Annotated in this window: 12 protein-coding genes; 7 read left to right on the top strand and 5 right to left on the bottom strand. The window is 74.5% G+C overall.

Annotation, left to right across the window (positions count from 1 at the left end; translation table 11 throughout):
- Positions 1-193: 193 nt before the first annotated feature.
- Positions 194-622 (bottom strand): SPW repeat protein, encoded by a 429-nt coding sequence (locus tag ACWD4B_RS31990; RefSeq protein ID WP_451424047.1) that lies wholly within the window; start codon positions 620-622, stop codon positions 194-196.
- A 179-nt stretch (positions 623-801) separates the two neighbouring features.
- Here ACWD4B_RS31990 and ACWD4B_RS31985 point away from each other — a divergent pair, with 179 nt between their 5' ends.
- Both ACWD4B_RS31985 and ACWD4B_RS31980 read left to right on the top strand, forming a co-directional pair.
- On the top strand, positions 802-1,950 hold the full coding sequence (locus tag ACWD4B_RS31985) for a glycosyltransferase family 4 protein (protein ID WP_451424046.1): 1,149 nt from the start codon (positions 802-804) through the stop codon (positions 1,948-1,950).
- Positions 1,951-2,203: 253 nt separating this feature from the next.
- Positions 2,204-5,797, top strand: coding sequence for a hydantoinase B/oxoprolinase family protein (locus ACWD4B_RS31980; RefSeq protein ID WP_451424045.1), 3,594 nt, complete (start codon positions 2,204-2,206; stop codon positions 5,795-5,797).
- A 246-nt stretch (positions 5,798-6,043) separates the two neighbouring features.
- On the opposite strand, the gene ACWD4B_RS31975 is transcribed toward ACWD4B_RS31980, so the two are convergent.
- Genes ACWD4B_RS31975 through ACWD4B_RS31960 form a run of 4 tightly spaced genes read right to left on the bottom strand, consistent with a single transcriptional unit; the run spans position 6,044 to position 8,962 of the window.
- Positions 6,044-6,919 carry a 5-oxoprolinase subunit C family protein gene (locus ACWD4B_RS31975; RefSeq protein ID WP_451424044.1) on the bottom strand — a complete coding sequence of 292 codons (876 nt, stop codon included), beginning with the start codon at positions 6,917-6,919 and terminating at the stop codon, positions 6,044-6,046.
- A complete protein-coding gene (gene pxpB, locus ACWD4B_RS31970) occupies positions 6,916-7,536 on the bottom strand; it encodes a 5-oxoprolinase subunit PxpB (protein ID WP_451424043.1) in 621 nt (206 codons plus the stop codon). Before pxpB ends, ACWD4B_RS31975 begins: the two co-directional genes overlap by 4 nt.
- On the bottom strand, positions 7,533-8,321 hold the full coding sequence (locus ACWD4B_RS31965) for a LamB/YcsF family protein (protein WP_451424042.1): 789 nt from the start codon (positions 8,319-8,321) through the stop codon (positions 7,533-7,535). The genes pxpB and ACWD4B_RS31965 overlap by 4 nt, the downstream gene beginning before the upstream one ends.
- Positions 8,318-8,962 carry a GntR family transcriptional regulator gene (locus ACWD4B_RS31960; RefSeq protein WP_451424041.1) on the bottom strand — a complete coding sequence of 215 codons (645 nt, stop codon included), beginning with the start codon at positions 8,960-8,962 and terminating at the stop codon, positions 8,318-8,320. Before ACWD4B_RS31960 ends, ACWD4B_RS31965 begins: the two co-directional genes overlap by 4 nt.
- Before the next feature lie 176 nt (positions 8,963-9,138).
- Between ACWD4B_RS31960 and ACWD4B_RS31955 the strand changes: the two genes are divergently transcribed.
- The 5 genes from ACWD4B_RS31955 (at position 9,139) to ACWD4B_RS31935 (ending at position 15,926) form a co-directional block, all read left to right on the top strand.
- On the top strand, positions 9,139-9,837 hold the full coding sequence (locus ACWD4B_RS31955; RefSeq protein WP_451424040.1) for a DUF969 domain-containing protein: 699 nt from the start codon (positions 9,139-9,141) through the stop codon (positions 9,835-9,837).
- Positions 9,834-10,802: a DUF979 domain-containing protein gene (locus ACWD4B_RS31950; protein WP_451424039.1), complete on the top strand. Its 969-nt coding sequence runs from the start codon at positions 9,834-9,836 to the stop codon at positions 10,800-10,802. Before ACWD4B_RS31955 ends, ACWD4B_RS31950 begins: the two co-directional genes overlap by 4 nt.
- Before the next feature lie 59 nt (positions 10,803-10,861).
- Entirely contained in the window at positions 10,862-12,385 is a 1,524-nt protein-coding gene (locus tag ACWD4B_RS31945) for a hypothetical protein (protein WP_451424038.1), read from the top strand.
- 73 nt (positions 12,386-12,458) lie between these two features.
- Positions 12,459-13,352: a hypothetical protein gene (locus ACWD4B_RS31940; RefSeq protein ID WP_451424037.1), complete on the top strand. Its 894-nt coding sequence runs from the start codon at positions 12,459-12,461 to the stop codon at positions 13,350-13,352.
- A gap of 36 nt (positions 13,353-13,388) precedes the next feature.
- Positions 13,389-15,926 carry a hypothetical protein gene (locus ACWD4B_RS31935; RefSeq protein ID WP_451424036.1) on the top strand — a complete coding sequence of 846 codons (2,538 nt, stop codon included), beginning with the start codon at positions 13,389-13,391 and terminating at the stop codon, positions 15,924-15,926.
- Positions 15,927-15,970 lie beyond the last annotated feature (44 nt).

Below are 15,970 nucleotides of genomic sequence, written 5' to 3'. Positions count from 1 at the left end.
CGCCCTATCCTCCTTCACGTCCCCAGAGACGTTCAGGAGGCGCAGCGATGCGCGACCAGCCACGACGCGCCCGCAGCCGAAGTCCCGGGGCTTCGCCCCGGCCCCCGAGAGGGTTGACTGCGGACCGTCGTGGTTGCTCGCGCAGTTCCCCGCGCCCCTTACGGGGCGCGGTACGGGTATGCGCGGTGTGCGGTCAGCGGCGCAGCCTGCCGCTGCCCAGGCCCGCCAGCGCCAGAGCGGTCAGGCAGGCCAGGGCTCCGACGATGACGTTGCTGACGACGGCACGGGCGGCGAACGCGTGGCCCGCCACCACGAAGGGAGCGACGATCGCCCATACGCCGATGCCCAGCGCGGCCCAGCTCATGGAGTGCGTGCGTTCGTACGCGGGGCCGATGCCTACCAGGCAGGCAAAGGCGACACCGGTGATCAGGTTGGTGATGGTCAGGGTGGAGGAGGCGTTGAAGCCCACAATCCACGGTGAAGCGGCCAGATAGACACCACAGAGGACGGCCAGGGCCTCGACGGCCTGAGCGGCGGGGGTCCCCGTCGTCTCCTCGGAGTGGGCGCGGAGCGCCATGATGTCCGGGTGCTGGTCGATCCGGGGCGACGTAGGGGCGGTCACATCGGCCACCTTCTTTCGCTGTCAATTCGGACCTGCCTGCATTTTAACCCAATTCCCCCTGAATTCACCCGAATGGGGGTGTGGAATCCGGGTGGGACCGGGCCAACGCTCATGGGACGTTCGCCGGGCGGAAAGATCCACGTGGTCCGCGCCACGCGCGCGGGGCCGACAACAGCCGTATGCGGGTCGCCATCGTCACCGAATCGTTTCCGCCCGACGTCAACGGGGTCGCCCACTGCGCCTGGCAGACCGCCCGGCACCTGCGGCGCCGCGGGCACGATCCGCTCGTCGTGACCCCGGCCGGCCCCGCTCCGTCCGGGGACGGCGGCGACGCGGACCGCGCACCCTGCCCGGTCGTCCGGGTGCCCTCGCTGCCGCTGCCCGGCTATCCGCAGGTCCGCGTCGCCCTGCCGGGCCGCCGCCTGTCCGGCGTGCTGGCCGCGCACCGCCCCGACGTCGTCCACCTCGCGAGCCCCTTCGTCCTCGGGGCGCGCGGCATGGCGGCCGCCGCCCGGCTCGGCGTGCCGGCCGTCGCCGTCTACCAGACCGACCTCGGCGGCTACGCCCGCACCTACCTGGGCACCGGCGAAGGCGTCGCCTGGCGCCGCATCAGGGCCGTGCACCGCGCCGCCGACCGCACCCTCGCGCCCTCCACCGCCGCCGCCCGCGACCTGATCGGCCACGGCGTTCCGCGGGTGTGGCTGTGGCCGCGCGGCGTGGACTCCGAACGCTTCCACCCCGCGCACCGCGACCTGGAGCTGCGGCGCGCCCTCGCCCCCGGCGGGGAGCTGATCGTCGGCTACGTGGGCCGCCTCGCGCCCGAGAAACGGGTGGAGTTGCTCGCCCCGGTCTGCGCGCTGCCGGGCGTGCGCCTGGTCGTCGTCGGGGACGGTCCGCACGCGGCCCGGCTGCGGGCCGCCCTGCCGGGTGCGCGCTTCCTCGGCACGCGCACCGGCCGCGAACTCGCCCGCATCTTCGCCTCGCTCGACGTCTTCGTCCACCCGGGCCCGCAGGAGACGTTCTGCCAGACCGTCCAGGAGGCGCAGGCCAGCGGCGTCCCCGTGGTCGCTCCCGCGGCCGGCGGCCCCCTGGACCTGGTCGAGCACCTGCGCACCGGGCTCCTGGTCCGCCCGCACGACGCGGAGGCGCTGTGCGAGGCGGTCCTCACCCTGGAGTCCGGTCGGCGCCGCCGCGCGGAGTACGGGCTCGCCGGCCGCCGCTCGGTGCTGGGCCGCACCTGGACGGTGGTGGGGGACCTGCTGCTGCGGCACTACGCGGACGTACTGGCAGAGCGGGCCGGCCGGCCGGCGGCGGAGCGGGCGGGGTAACGGTGCGCCCCGTAAGGGGCGCGGGGCTGTTCCCATATGCGGCTCCGCCGCGTGGGCGCGACTGGGCGCCCCGTAAGGGGCGCGGGGAACTGCGCGACAAGCCCCCACCGGCCCGCAGCTGACGCACCACCCCAGGGGTCCGGGGCGAAGCCCCTGGGGGAACCTCGACTGCAGGCGCGTCGTGCTTGCTCGCGCAGTTCCCCGCGCCCCTTCGGGGCGCGCCCCTGACGGGGCGCAGTCCCACAATGGCCCCATGACAGAACGCTGGGAGTTCTGGATCGACCGCGGCGGCACCTTCACGGACGTGGTGGCCCGGCGCCCCGACGGCCGGCTCGTCACTCGCAAACTGCTCTCCCACGACCCCGCCCGTTATCGCGACGCGGCCGTGGCGGGCATCCGGCAGACCCTGGGGCTGGGCCCGGACGACCCCGTCCCCGCCGAGCGGATCGCGGTCGTCAAGATGGGCACCACCGTCGCCACCAACGCCCTGCTGGAGCGCACGGGCACCCCCACCGTGCTGGTCGTCACCGAGGGCTTCCGCGACGCGCTGCGCATCGCCTACCAGAACCGCCCGCGCCTGTTCGACCGTCGCATCGTGCTGCCCGAGGCGCTCTACGACCGGGTCGTGGAGATCCCCGAACGGGTCGGCGCGCACGGCGAAGTGGTCCGTCCGCTCGACCTGGACGCCGCCGCCGACGCCCTCCGCGCGGCCCGCCGCGACGGCTTCGCGAGCGCCGCCGTCGTCCTGCTCCACGGCTACCGGTACCCCGCGCACGAGCAGCAGGTCGCCGCGGCGGCCCGTGCGGCCGGCTTCTCCCAGGTGAGCTGTTCGCACGAGGTCAGCCCGCTGATGAAGCTCGTCCCGCGCGGCGACACCACCGTCGTCGACGCCTACCTCTCGCCGATCCTGCGCCGCTACGTCGACGACGTGGCCCGCGAACTGCCGGGCGTACGGCTGCTGTTCATGCAGTCGAACGGCGGGCTGCGCGAGGCGCTGCACTTCCGCGGCAAGGACGCCGTGCTGTCCGGTCCCGCGGGCGGCGTGGTCGGCATGGCCCGCACCTCCGGCGAGGCCGGGTACGGCCGGGTCATCGGCTTCGACATGGGCGGCACGTCGACCGATGTCTCGCACTACGCGGGCGAGTTCGAGCGGGTCTTCGGCACCGAGGTCGCCGGCGTGCGCATGCGCGCACCCATGATGAACATCCACACCGTCGCGGCCGGCGGCGGATCGCTGCTGCACTTCGACGGGCGGCGCTACCGCGTCGGCCCGGACTCCGCCGGTGCCGACCCCGGCCCCGCCTGCTACCGGCGCGGCGGTCCGCTCACCCTCACCGATGCCAACGTGATGCTCGGCCGCATCCAGCCCGGCCGCTTCCCGGCCGTCTTCGGCCCGCGCGGCGACCGGCCGATCGACGCCGACGTGGTCCGTACGCACTTCGCACGGCTCGCCCGGGAGATCACCGACGCGACCGGCGACCGGCGCGGACCCGAGGAGGTCGCGGCGGGCTTCCTCGACATCGCCGTCCTCAACATGGCCAACGCCGTCAAGAAGATCTCCGTGCAGCGCGGCCGCGACATCACCCGCTACGCGCTCACCGGCTTCGGCGGCGCGGGCGGCCAGCACGTCTGCGCCGTCGCGGACGCGCTCGGCATCGGCACCGTGATCGTGCCGCCCCTGGCGGGCGTGCTCTCCGCCTACGGCATCGGCGTCGCCGACGCCACCGCCCTGCGCGAACAGGCCCTGGAGACCGGGCTGGACGAGCAGGCGATGCCGCAGGTGCACGAGGCCTGCGACCGGCTCGCGCAGCGCACCCGCGCCGAACTCCGCGCGGACGGCGTCCCGGAGGACACCGTCACCACCACCGCCCGCGTGCACCTGCGCTACGCGGGCACCGACTCCGCCCTCCCCGTGGCCCTGGACTCCGCCGCCGCGATGAGCGCCGAGTTCGTCCGCGCCCACCGCGCCCGCTACGCCTTCACCATGGACAAGCCCCTGGTCGTCGAGGCCGTCTCGGTCGAGGCGGTCGGCGCATCCGGCGGGGCCTCCGGATACACGGCCGAGCCACCGGAGGAACAAGAGGCGCAGGAGGAGACCGTCCGGATGTTCACCGGCGGCGCCTGGCAGGAGACCCGGCTCCGGCAGCGCACCGCCCTGCGCCCCGGGGACGTCCTCACCGGTCCCGCCATCGTCGCGGAGGCCGACGCCACCACCGTCGTCGACCCCGGCTGGCAGGCGGAGGCGGGCGGCAAGGGCCACCTGCTGCTCACCCGCGTCCGCCCCCGGCCCCGCACGGCCGCCGTCGGCACGGACGTGGACCCGGTGATGCTGGAGGTCTTCAACAGCCTCTTCATGGCCATCGCCGAACAGATGGGCCTGCGCCTGGAGAACACCGCGCACTCCGTCAACATCAAGGAACGCCTGGACTTCTCCTGCGCCCTCTTCGACGCCGACGGCAACCTGATCGCCAACGCCCCGCACATCCCCGTGCACCTCGGCTCGATGGGGGAGTCCATCAAGGAGGTGCTGCGACGCAACGGCGACGCGATGCGGCCGGGGGACGTGTACGCCGTCAACGACCCGTACCACGGCGGCACGCACCTGCCGGACATCACGGTCGTCACGCCCGTCTTCACCGAGGACGGCCAGGAGTTGCTCTTCCTGGTCGCCTCGCGCGGCCACCACGCCGAGATCGGCGGCATCACCCCCGGCTCCATGCCCGCCTTCAGCCGCACGATCCACGAGGAGGGCGTCCTCTTCGACAACTGGCTCCTCGTCCGCGACGGCCGGCTGCGCGAGCAGGAGACGCGCGAGCTGCTCACCTCCGGGCCGTACCCCTCGCGCGCCCCCGACGTCAACCTCGCCGACCTGCGCGCCCAGATCGCCGCCAACGAGAAGGGCATCCACGAACTGCGCCGCATGACCGAGGAGTTCGGCCGGGACGTCGTCCGGGCCTACATGGGGCACGTGCAGGACAACGCTGAGGAATCCGTGCGCCGCATCGTCGCCGGGCTGCGCGACGGATCCCACCGCTACGAGACCGACAGCGGCGCGGTCGTCCAGGTGGCCGTCCGCGTGGACCGCGCCGCCCGCAGCGCCGTCCTCGACTTCGACGGCACCTCGCCCCAGCAGCCCGGCAACGCCAACGCGCCCAGCTCCGTGGTCAAGGCGGCCGTGCTGTACGTCTTCCGCACGCTGGTCGCCGAGGACATCCCGCTCAACAGCGGCTGCCTGAAGCCCCTCGACATCCGCATCCCCGAAGGGTCCATGCTGGCCCCGGAATTCCCCGCGGCCACCGTCGCCGGGAACGTCGAGACCTCGCAGGCCGTCACCGGCGCCCTCTACGCGGCCCTCGGGATCCAGGCCGAGGGCTCCGGCACCATGAACAACGTCACCTTCGGCAACGAGCGCACCCAGTACTACGAGACCGTGGCCAGCGGCTCGGGCGCAGGGGACGGTTTCGACGGGGCGGACGCCGTGCAGACCCACATGACCAACTCACGCCTGACCGACCCCGAGGTCCTCGAATGGCGTTACCCCGTGCGCGTGGAGAGCTTCGCGGTGCGCCGGGGCAGCGGCGGGCGCGGCCGGTGGACGGGCGGATGCGGCGTGGTGCGCCGCATCCGCTTCCTGGAGCCCATGACGGCCGCCCTGCTCACCGGACACCGCCGGGTGCCCCCGTACGGCATGGCCGGCGGGGAGCCCGGAGCCCTCGGCGTCAACCTCGTCGAGCGCGCCGGCGGTTCCGTCGAGCGGCTGGCCGGCTGTGCCGTGGTGGAGGCCGGCGCGGGCGACGTCCTGGAGGTGCGCACGCCCGGAGGCGGCGGCTACGGGGCGCCGCCGTAAGGGGCGCGGGGCTGTGTCGATGTGCGGCTCCGCCGCGTGGGCGCGACCGGGCGCCACGTCAGGGGCGCGGGGAACTGCGCGACCAGCCCCCGCCGGCCCGCAGCCGGACGCACCACCCCAGAGGTTCGGGGCGCAGCCCCGAGTGCCTCGACTGCGGGCGCGTCGTAGCTGAGCGCGCAGTTCCCCGCGCCCCTTCGGGGCGCAGGCCCACGCGGCGGAGCCGCGCCCTTTACGGGGCGCCCCCCCCTAGCGGAACCGCGGTCTTCGCAGCACGAAGCGGACCGGCGTGCCGGGCACCGCCTGCGCCGCCGCGGCCAGGAACGCCTCGGGCACGACGCCCACCACGGGATAGCCGCCCGTGGTGGGGTGGTCGGCGAGGAAGACCACGGGACGGCCGTCGGGCGGCACCTGGACCGCGCCCAGGACCATGCCCTCGCTGGGCAGTTCGCCGTCCTGCGCCCGCTCCAGGGACGGGCCCTCCGTGCGCAGGCCGATCCGGTTGCCCGCGGACGACACCCGGAAGCCGCCGGCCGCCAGGGTCCGCAGCGCCCCGGCGGTGAACCAGTCGTCGCGCGGCCCGAGCACGACCGGCAGCACCAACTCCCGTACGGGGCCGGGGTGCGGCACCGCGTCCGCGCCCGCCGGCGGCCCGCACGGGGCGCCGAGCGGCAGCACGGCGCCGTCGGCCAGCGGGGCGGGCCCCAGGCCGGAGAGCACGTCCGTCGAGCGGCTGTCCAGGACGGGCGGGACGGCCAGCCCCCCGGAGAAGGCCAGATAGCTCCGTACGCCGTGCACGGCCGGACCGGCCTCCAGCATCGCCCCCGCCGGGACCCGGACGGCCGCGCCCCACGCGGCGGGACGCCCGTCCACGGTCACCGCGCACGGCGCGCCCGTCACCGCCGCCGTCACCGCCCGGCGGACGCGGACGGCACAGCCGGTCAGGGTCGTCTCCAGGGTCGCGGCCCCGCCGGGGTTGCCGACGAGGCGGTTCGCCAGCCGGTGGGCGGGCTGGTCGAGGGCGCCGGAGCGGGGCACCCCCAGGTGGGCGTGGCCGGTGCGGCCCAGGTCCTGCACGGTGGTCAGCGCTCCGGCGCGGACGACCGCGACCGTCCGTTCCGTCATGCGCGGCCCTCCGGTACGAAGCGGACCCGGGTGCCGGGCGAGAACAGCGCCGCCGGGGTGCGCGCCGTGTCCCACAGCGTGGCGTCGGTGGTGCCGATGAGCTGCCAGCCGCCGGGGGAGGAGCGCGGGTACACGCTCGTGTACCGCCCGGCGAGGGCCACCGAGCCGGCGGGGACCTTCGTGCGGGGCGTGGCCCGGCGCGGCACGTGGTAGCGGTCGGGCAGCCCGGTGAGGTAGCCGAACCCCGGGGCGAAACCGCAGAAGGCGACGCGGAATTCGGTCTCCGCGTGGAGGGCGGCCGCCTCGCGCGGCGTGACGCCCCACTGCTCGGCGACGTCGGCCAGGTCGGGTCCGTCGTAGCGGACCGGGATCTCGACGGCCCGCTGTACGCCGCGGGCCGGCGGGGGTATCACCCAGGAGGCCAGCTCCTCGGCGAACGCCCCGGGTTCGGCCAGGCCGTCGACCAGCACGGTGCGGTCGGCCGGCACGATCTCCTGCACCGTGGGCAGCTCGCCGGCCGCGGCCCTGCGCAGCAGCTCGGCGTGGAGCGCCTCGGCCTCCTCGCTGCTGCCGAGCTCGACCAGCAGTCCGTGGTCCCCGGCGGGCAGGGCCCTCATGCGAAGGCCTCCAGCCGCACGCCCGCGGCCTCCAGTTCGTCGCGCACCCGGCGGGCGAGGGCGGCGGCCCCGGGGGTGTCGCCGTGCACGCACAGCGAGCGGACGCGGACGGGGACCCGCTCGCCGCCGATCGCGGTCACCGCCCGGTCCCGGGCGAGGCCGAGCGAGCGCTGCACCACGGCGTCGGGGTCGGTGACGACGGCGCCCGGCTCGTGGCGGGGGACGAGCGTGCCCGCCGCGGTGTACGCGCGGTCGGCGAACGCCTCGGCGACGACGGGCAGTCCGGCCCGCTGCGCGGCCTCGTGCAGCCGGGAGCCGGGAAGGCCGAGCACGGGCAGCACCTCGCCCGCGAGCCGTATGCCCTCGACCACGGCCGCGGCCTGCTCCGCGTCGTGCACGCTGCGGTTGTACAGCGCGCCGTGCGGTTTGACGTACGCGACGCGGGCGCCGGCCGCCCGCGCGAAGATCTCCAACGCGCCGATCTGGTAGGCGATCTCGTCGGCCAGCTCCTGCGGCGGCACGTCCATCGCCCGGCGGCCGAAGCCCGCCAGGTCGCGGTAGGAGACCTGGGCGCCGATGCCGACGCCGCGCTCGGCCGCCGTCCCGCACACCCGGCGCATGGTCGAGGGGTCGCCGCCGTGGAACCCGCAGGCCACGTTGGCGCTGGTGACCACGGACAGCAGGGCGTCGTCGTCGGTGAGGCGCCAGCGCCCGAAGCCCTCGCCGAGGTCGGCGTTGAGGTCGAGGACGACGGTCTCCGTCGCTGCTGCGGTCCCGGGGGTCATCGGTGGGTCTCCTTCATGGCGCCCAGGATCAGCTCCCGGGCGTCGTCCAGATAGGCGGTCAATCCGGCCTCGGCGCGGGCGTGTTCCCCGCTCTCCAACAGCTTGGCGAGGGCGCGGTTGCGGGCCACGAAGGGTTCGTGGAAGCGGCGCGGCGAGGGCATCTCGTGGAAGGCCAGGCGCAGTTCGGCCAGCAGGCGGTCCATGGCCGCGTCGATGCGCGGGCTCTGCGCCAGCGCGGCGAGCGCGCGGTGGAAGTGCAGGTCGGCCGAGCCCACTTGCTGCCATTCGCCCGCGGCGGCGGCGCGCTCGGCCTCGGCGACCGTGGCGGAGAGGGTCTCGTGCAGCGTCCGGGGGGCATCCGCCGCGGCCCGCACGCCCGCGGTCTCCAGGGCGGCGCGCATCCGGTAGATGTCGGTGACGTCCGCGGGCTCCAGCACCCGTACGAAGACACCGCGGTTGAGCAGGTGGACGACCAGGCTGTCGTGGATGAGCAGACGGAAGGCCTCGCGCAGGGTGTTGCGCGAGACTTCGTGCTCTCTGCCGAGGGCCTCCTCCGACAGCCGGTGACCCGGCGGCAGTTCGCCGCTCTCGATACGGGCACGCAGTGCTGCGGCGACTCGCTGTGCGGTGGACAGGGCCATGGCCTCTCCCACGGGTCTCGGCGGAGTGGCTGCTTCAGCTGTTCCTGACGCTCCAGCTGTCTCAGCCTTCGACGGTTTCAGCATTGCCTGTTGAGGATTGTTCAACAATATCCTAGCCTCCTCGCCAACCGCCTCACCTCGTCGAGTGAGGTCCGAGAATGCGGAAGGCAGGACGCATGCTCGTACTTCTGGGCGTCCTCGTGGTCGTGGCCGGATTCGCCACGAGGCGCAACCCCTTGCTGGTGGTGGGTGTTGCGGGCATCACCACCGGACTGCTCGGCGGCCTGTCGCCACGGGAGGTGCTCGCCGCCTTCGGCACCGGCTTCGCCTCCAGCCGCTCGGTGACGATCTTCGCCATCACGCTCCCCGTCATCGGCCTCCTGGAACGGCACGGACTCCAGGAACAGGCACGGCACTTGATAGCACGGTTCGCCGGCCTCACCGCCGGCCGCTTCCTCGCCCTCTACCTCCTCCTGCGCCAGCTCACCGCAGCCCTCGGGCTCAACAGCGTCTTCGGTCAGGCCCAGACGGTACGCCCGCTCGCCGCGCCGATGGCCGAAGGCGCGGCCGAACGCAGCCACGGCCAACTCCCCGACCAGGTGCGGGAGAAGGTGCGCTCCTACGCGGCGAGCGCCGACAACGTCGGGCTCTTCTTCGGCGAGGACGTCTTCCTCGCCGTCGGCTCCATCCTGCTCATCACCGGCTTCGTCAACACCACGTACCACACACACCTGGAACCGCTGGACCTCGCGCTGTGGGCCGTCCCGACCGCGCTGTGCGCCCTGTTGGTGCACGGCTGGCGGCTGTTGCGGCTGGACCGCACGCTGGAGCACGCGCGCGTGGCGGGGACGGCCGCGAAGGAGGCGGGCAAGTGATCAAGGCCGAGTGGTTCTTCTGGCTCGTCGGCGGTGTCCTCCTGGCCATGGCCGCCCAGATGCTCGCCGACCGCACCAACCCCAGGCGCTACGGCACGGCCGCTTTCTGGGGCCTGCTCGGCGCGGGCTTCGTCTACAGCACGTGGGTGGCGCACAAGACGGCCCCCGCCGAGCCGCTCGGCGCCGCCGTCCTCGTCATGATCTGCCTCGCCGGCTTCGGCTTCACCGGCCGCGGCACGGCCCGCACGGCCACGCCCGCACAGCGGGCCGCCGACGCGACACGCTTCGGCAACCGCCTCTTCGTGCCCGCACTCACCATCCCCGCCGTCGCCCTGATCTGCGCGGTGGGCGTCAAGCGGCTGCACGCCGGCGGCGAACCGGTGCTGGAGAAAGGCAGCGAGACCATCCTGGGCCTGGGCATCGGCGCCGTCGCCGCCCTCGCCGTCGCCATGGTGATGCTGCGCGAGAAGCGGATCACGGTTCCGCTGCACGAGGGCCGTTCCATCCTGGAGAAGGCCGGCTGGGTCCTGCTGCTGCCGCAGCTGCTCGCCACGCTCGGCGCCATCTTCTCCGTCGCCGGGGTCGGCGACCAGGTCCGCCGGATCACCACCGCGGTACTGCCCGACGGCTCGGTCTTCCTGGCGGTCGTCGTCTACTGCGTGGGAATGTTCCTCTTCACCGTCGTCATGGGAAACGGCTTCGCGGCCTTCCCCGTGATGACCGCCGCGGTCGGCTGGCCGGTCCTCGTCCAACAGGCCCACGGCAGCGCCCCGGGCGTCATGGCCGTCGGCATGCTGGCCGGCTTCTGCGGCACGCTCGTGACGCCGATGGCCGCCAACTACAACATGGTTCCGGCCGCGCTGCTGGAGCTCACGGACCAGTACGGACCCATCAAGGCACAGCTGCCCACGGCGTTTGTCCTGCTTGCTTGCAATATCGGCATCATGTCCGTCTTTGCCGTCTGACCGCTGATCCGACGGTGCCGTTTCGTCCGTTGTCAGGGTGAGCGCCTACGCTGTGCGACGTGACTTCTCCAGCCCCGGCGGCCGTTCCGCCCCAGCTCAACGGGCCCTCGCGCCCTGCCCCGGGCCCGGCCGCCGACGAGGGCCTGGCCCGCAGGCTGCGTGCGCTCGCCTGCACGGCGCCGCTGCACGACCTGGACGCACGCAAGGCCAACCTCGTGGGCGAGTACGGCGTCTACGCCATGGCCGAGGTGGCGCTCGCCGCCATCGACCTCGTCACGCTGAACATGGACTTCGACACCGGCGCCGACCACGAGCAGATAGTGGCCCGCCTGCTGCCGCGCGTCGCGGCCCAGGCCCCCGAGCGCCCGCACGCCGAGCACGAGCGCGTGAGCCGCTGGGTCCTGGAGAACCTCATCAACGTCGGCAGCGTGGACCGCGGCTTCCGCGCCGTCTACGGCACCTTCGGCGCGGACGGCGTCTACGTCCGCCGGGACTACGACTTCAAGCTCATCGAGGAGGTCCCGGGCCCCGGCGGCACGGTCTTCCTGCGCACCACCGACGAAGCCGTCAACGTCCTCGTCGGCGCCCTCGACACGGACGTCACCAGCGCCCAGATCGCCGCCGAGGTGAAGCTGGAGGTCCTCATCAACCGGGGCCGCCTCGCCGACGCCCAGCTCGCCGCGGAGCAGGCCCGCTACCGGACCGTGCAGTACGCGGAGACCCTCCGCAAGACCCTCGACGCCACCCGGCGCAACGTCCGCGCGGTCGACTGGCTGAAGACCGTCCCCGACATGATCGCCGAAGCGCTCGAACACGTCGCCGACCGCTACCGGCACGAGAACGCGATCCTCACCAACATCCGCAAGGCGCGCGACGAATCCGAGGAGCCGGAGAACAAGCGCCGGGCCGCCGAGCTCGTCGACATCGTCAAGGACTGCATCCGCCGGCACACCCAGCTGCAGTCCCGGCTGCTGGAGGCCGGGCCGCTGTTCCGCGCCGAGCAGGACCGGCAGGCGTTCGCCACCCCCGCCGCACAGGCCGGGCTGGACCTGTACGGCCAGCTCGTGGCGCCCGTCCTGCCGTTGCCGGTGGAGCAGGCGACGCGCGTCACCGACGCCTTCTTCGCGCGGGGCACGGGCCTGCGCACCCCGGCCGCGGTGCGCATCACGGACCTGGTGGAGGCGCTGCTGACGCCGCCGCTGGAGCGCGAGCACCTCGGCGCGGAGATGCCCGAGCCGGATCTGATCGCCACCCCGGACGACAGCCGCTTCAGCGAGGAGCAGCTGGCCTCCGCGATGGAGCTGCTCGACCTCCCGGCCGACGCGCCCCGCCGCCTGTCGGGCCTGCTGGCCGAGGCCCGCCGCCGCGACCCCGAACTCCCGTACCTGGTCGCCCTCCTGGCCGTCCACGCCGCGAGCCCCGCGGTCGGCACGGCCTACCGCCAGGGCGAACAGCAGCTGCTGTTCGCCGTCGACGACGGCACGCAACTGGACGACCCGGAATTCGGCGGCGCCGACCTCATCGTCGGTAAGGCCCTGCTGGACGCGGCGGGCATGGCGGCGGACAGGAAGGACGCGGCATGAATCGACACTCCGCCGCAACGGCGAATCATCACAACGAACCGCAATCCGTGCATCGCCCGCAGGAGCAGCAACCGTGACTGAGTACGAGGACATCGACGCCCCGGCGCAGCCGGACGCCGAGCCGGAGCGTGTGGGCACCCCGAGCGTCACCCCCGCCGATGCGGCCGACGCGGCACGCCTGGTCGCGTACGGGCTGCAGCCCAAGCTGCAGCCCGCCCGCGACGCGGAGTACGCCGAGCTCCTCCGCCGCCACCGCGAGGACCCCCCCTTCGCCCGCCTCGCCGACGCCGTGGCCGCAGGCCTCGGGCTCGTCGTGCTGGAGGTCTCCACCCGCGCCGGCATGGCCGTCACCGCCGCCGAGGACTCCGTCTTCGCCGTCCGCATGGGCGACTACGCACGCCGCGCCACCGTGGACTCCGGCGACCGCTTCCTGCACGGCCTGGCCCATCTCGCCGTGGCCGCCATGTCCTTCCCCCGCCCCGAGGACCTCGCCGACGACGGCTACATCGGCCGCGTCACCGTCAACGGCGTGGACGCCTTCGTCCGCCAGGCCTGCCGCCGCCTGGAGGAGCGCGCCGCCGAGCAGGGAGAGAACACCGACCCCAGCACCGACGCCCCGGGCCTGGAGGCCGCCTGGCGGGTCTACGCGCGGCGCAGCGCGACCGGCGCCACCAAGGACGCCCGCCGCCTGGCCGGTTCGACCACCGGCATCATCGCCAAGGCCGTCACCTTCCTCGTCGACTCCGGCTTCCTCCAGCGCACCGGCGACGAGGCCGGCGGCACCTACCGCACCACCGCCCGCTACCAGCTCCAGGTGCGCGACACGGCGGGCAGCGCGGCCATGGCCGAACTGCTGGAGCTGGGCATCGTGCCCGTCGCCGACGGCAGTGCCACGCTCCTGCCGCCGGACGAGGCCGACGCCCTCGACCTGGTCGCCGACGCCGGCCTGCCCTTCCATTCCGCCTGACCCTGTCCCTCCTGCGAACAACGAGAGTCCGCCGCCATGTACGAGCTGTCCCGGGTCCGCCTCTACTCCATCGGGCCCGCCGGTGCGCGCTACGCCGACACCGTGCTGGACCTGCGCGGGGTCGGGGCCCCGGTGCCGAACCCCGCGCCCGCGCAGGCGGAGTTCTTCGCGGAGGAGCCCGTCGGCCCGCCGCGCCGCCCGGCGCCCGCGGGCGTGCTCTTCCTGGAGAACGGCGGCGGCAAGTCCGTCCTGCTCAAGCTGATCTTCTCGGTCATGCTCCCGGGCCACCGCAACACCCTCGGCGGTGCCAGCTCCGGCGTGCTGCGCAAGTTCCTGCTCGCCGACGACTGCGGCCACGTCGCCCTGGAGTGGCAGCACGTCCTCACCGGCGAGAGCATCGTCGTCGGCAAGGTCAGCGAGTGGCGCGGCCGCCAGGTCTCCAACGACCCGCGCAAGTTCGCCGAGGCCTGGTACTCCTTCCGCCCCGGCCCCGGGCTCAGCCTCGACGCGCTGCCGGTCTCAGCGGTTGTGCCGATGGCCTCCGCCATGCGCCCGCGCGCCGACGGCGCCTCCGGCGCCCGGGGACGCCGCCGCACGATGAAGGGCTTCCGCGACGCCCTCACCGAGGCCGGCAAGGCCTACCCGCACCTGGACGTGGTGTGGGAGGAGATCCACGAGCGCTGGAACGAGCACCTCGGCGAGCTCGGCCTGGACCCCGAACTCTTCCGCTACCAGCGGGAGATGAACGCCGACGAGGGCGAGGCCGCCGGCCTCTTCGCCGTCAAGAACGACTCCGACTTCACCGACCTGCTGCTGCGCGCCGTCACCGACACCCGTGACACCGACGGCCTCGCCGACCTCGTGCACGGCTTCGCGCACAAGCTCGGCCGCCGGGCCGAGCTCACCGCCGAGCGGGACTTCACGGCCGGTTCGCTGGACATGCTCGCGCGCATCGCCGAGGCCGGCGCCCGGCGCGACCAGGCGCGCGGCGTGCACGCCGGGGCCGAGCGCCGCACCCGCACCCTCGCCCGCCGTCTCTCCGCGCGAGGGGGGCAGGAGCGCGGCCGTGCCGCCGAGCTGGCCGAGCAGGTCGCCGCGGCCGGGCACGCCGTCACCGACGCCGAGGAGACGCGCGGCCGCAGTGCGCTGATCGCCTCCGAACTCGCCTACCGGCACGCCTCGTTGGCCCTGGCCGCGGCCGAGAAGGCCGCCGCCTCGCAGCGCCGCGAGCTCAACGACGCCCGTACCCTGCACTCCGCCTGGCAGGCTGCCGAAACGGTGCTGCGCCACCGTGCCGCCGCCGACCGCTCGGCCCGCGTGGCCGCCGCCATCCACGAGGCGGAGAAGGACGCCGCCCCCGCCCTCGCCGCCCGTTCCCGCGCCGCCGCCGACCTCGTGCGCGCTCTCAACACCGCCGCCGAGCAGGGCGAAGCGCTCGCCAACGAGCAGGAGGAACGGTCCGCCGCCCTCCAGCAGGCCGGCGAGGCCGCCCACCGGGACGCCACCGCAGCCGCCACCGACGCCCAGCGTGCCCGCAGCGAGTCCGGCCACCTGCGCCAGCGTCTCGCCGAGGTCGAGCAGGAGACGGAGGAGGCCGTGCGCGCCGGCTGGATCGACGCCTCGGGCCCCGACGCCGACCCCGCCCGCGCCGCGCTCGCCGCGAGCGACGCCGAGAAGCCGGCCGTCGCCGCGTACGAGGCCGCCCGCGAGGCGGCACGCGAGGCCACCGAGCGCGCGAAGGAGGCGGCCGGCGCCGAGAGTCGCGCCGAACTGGCCGCGGCACGTGCCGCGGACGCGGCCACGGCCGCCGAATCGGGGTACGAGGCGGAGCGCCGCGCGGCGGAGTCCCTCGGATCCGAACAGCGTCTGGCCGACCTGCTCGGCCTGCCCCGGTCCACGGCCTCCGGCCAGGTGCCGGGACAGCGCCGCCCCGGTGACGACGGCCCGGAGCCGGCGGACGCCCCGGGGGCCGGCGCCCTGACGGCCGAGGAGCTGGACCGCAGCGCCGACGCCGTCCACGCCCTCCTCGAAGAGAACGTGGCCTCCGCCGAGCGGCAGCTGTTCGACCTGCGCACGGCCGCCGCCGACGACTCCCGGATCCTCGGCGCGCTCGGCGACGGCGGCCTGCTGCCGCCCGGCCCCGACGTGCTGGCCACCGTCGAGTTCCTCGGCGAGCACGGCATCCCCGCGCTGCCCGGCTGGCGTTACCTCGCCCAGGCCGTCGACCCGGCGGACCACGCCGCGGTGCTGGCCGCCCGCCCCGAGCTCGTCGACGGCGTGGTCATCACCGACGCCGATTCCCACGCCAGGGCCCGCGAAGTCCTCGCCGAGGCCTCGCTGTTGCCCCGCTCCACGGTGGCCGTCGGCACGGCCGCCGCCCTGCTGGCCCCCGCGCCGGAGCCGTCCGCGCAGGAGGCGGGCGTCTTTCTCGTGCCGCCGAACCCGGCCATGCACGACGAGCGTGCCGCTGACGAGGAGCGGCACGCGCTGCGCGCCCGCGCCGCCGCCCGCGACGAGGAGATCCGCGCGGTCGCGGCCCGGCTGGCCGGCGCTCCGCCGCGTGGTGAACGATGAGGGAGTCGACGAACTCGTGGCGAACCGGTTGGGTCGGCAGTCGC

The organism is Streptomyces sp. NPDC002536, assembly GCF_053594995.1.
Note: the sequence above shows the minus strand (reverse complement) of the source record. Positions and strands in the feature narration are given on the sequence as shown.

What these genes read in the sequence shown, in the direction of transcription:
- ACWD4B_RS31955 (WP_451424040.1), top strand. Translation starts at nt 9,139, where the DNA reads ATGCTCGTACTTCTGGGCGTCCTCGTGGTCGTGGCCGGATTCGCCACG.
- ACWD4B_RS31985 (WP_451424046.1), top strand. Translation starts at nt 802, where the DNA reads ATGCGGGTCGCCATCGTCACCGAATCGTTTCCGCCCGACGTCAACGGG.
- pxpB (WP_451424043.1), bottom strand. Translation starts at nt 7,536, where the DNA reads ATGAGGGCCCTGCCCGCCGGGGACCACGGACTGCTGGTCGAGCTCGGC.
- ACWD4B_RS31935 (WP_451424036.1), top strand. Translation starts at nt 13,389, where the DNA reads ATGTACGAGCTGTCCCGGGTCCGCCTCTACTCCATCGGGCCCGCCGGT.
- ACWD4B_RS31965 (WP_451424042.1), bottom strand. Translation starts at nt 8,321, where the DNA reads ATGACCCCCGGGACCGCAGCAGCGACGGAGACCGTCGTCCTCGACCTC.
- ACWD4B_RS31975 (WP_451424044.1), bottom strand. Translation starts at nt 6,919, where the DNA reads ATGACGGAACGGACGGTCGCGGTCGTCCGCGCCGGAGCGCTGACCACC.
- ACWD4B_RS31980 (WP_451424045.1), top strand. Translation starts at nt 2,204, where the DNA reads ATGACAGAACGCTGGGAGTTCTGGATCGACCGCGGCGGCACCTTCACG.
- ACWD4B_RS31960 (WP_451424041.1), bottom strand. Translation starts at nt 8,962, where the DNA reads ATGGCCCTGTCCACCGCACAGCGAGTCGCCGCAGCACTGCGTGCCCGT.